General features: G+C 68.4%; 1 protein-coding gene. It reads right to left on the bottom strand.

Going from position 1 to position 766, the window contains the following annotated elements; translation table 11 throughout:
- A partial coding sequence (locus tag ABD323_RS42545; RefSeq protein ID WP_344447411.1) for a MarR family winged helix-turn-helix transcriptional regulator occupies nt 1–291 on the bottom strand: 291 nt, incomplete at its 3' end.
- Nucleotides 292–766: the final 475 nt, after the last annotated feature.

Genomic DNA, 766 nt, shown 5'->3' with positions numbered 1-766 from the left:
GGTGAGCGCGACCCGGATGGCCCGGCGATCCTCGGGGTCCGGCTCGCGGCGGACCAGGCCGCGCTGGGCGGTGCGGTCCACCAGGCCGGTCAGCCTGGACTTGGCCAGGCCCAGGACGGTCCCGAGTTCGGTCATCCCGTACGGCTGCCCCATCAGGACACAGAGCAGCTGCCCCTGTTGGGGCGTCAGGCCGAGGACGCGGCCCGACTCGGCGTAGACGGAATTCACCAGGAATGCGGAGCGCACCAGCCCGGCGACGACACCCGGTCGCCCGTCCGTGGATTTCCCCATGCGCCCAGAATACGGCAGGCCGCCCGGGGGGTGCGTGATTCGTCTCCCGAACTACTCGGGTCGCCTGCAGCTGTCCGACGATCCGTCAAGAGCGCGCGGTGCGCCGTCCCGGGATTTTCAGCCGCAGACGATCTGACATGCCAGTACCAAGAGGGGGGTGGTTCGTCCAGGGACAGTACCGGTGACTGGGGTCGTCCGGCGCCATCCTGAGGGGTCCACTAGGGGGTCGGGATGGCCTGCGGACTCGATATCTTCCCTTTCGCAAACCTGCTCGACTGGTCCCAGGGACCGAACAACGGGAGCGGAAATGACCGAAATTGACACCCCCTCACCCCTCAGACAAGACCCGCCGCAGTTCCCGATGGAGCGGAAGTGCCCGTTCCAGCCGCCGGCCGAGTACGCCGTGATGCGTGCCGAGGAGCCGGTCGCCAAGGTCAGGCTCGCGGTCTCCGGCAAGGAGATGTGGGCGGTCAGC

It is taken from the genome of Kitasatospora nipponensis (assembly GCF_039528135.1).
GTDB classification, from domain to species: Bacteria; Actinomycetota; Actinomycetes; order Streptomycetales; family Streptomycetaceae; genus Kitasatospora; species Kitasatospora nipponensis.
Note: the sequence above shows the minus strand (reverse complement) of the source record. Positions and strands in the feature narration are given on the sequence as shown.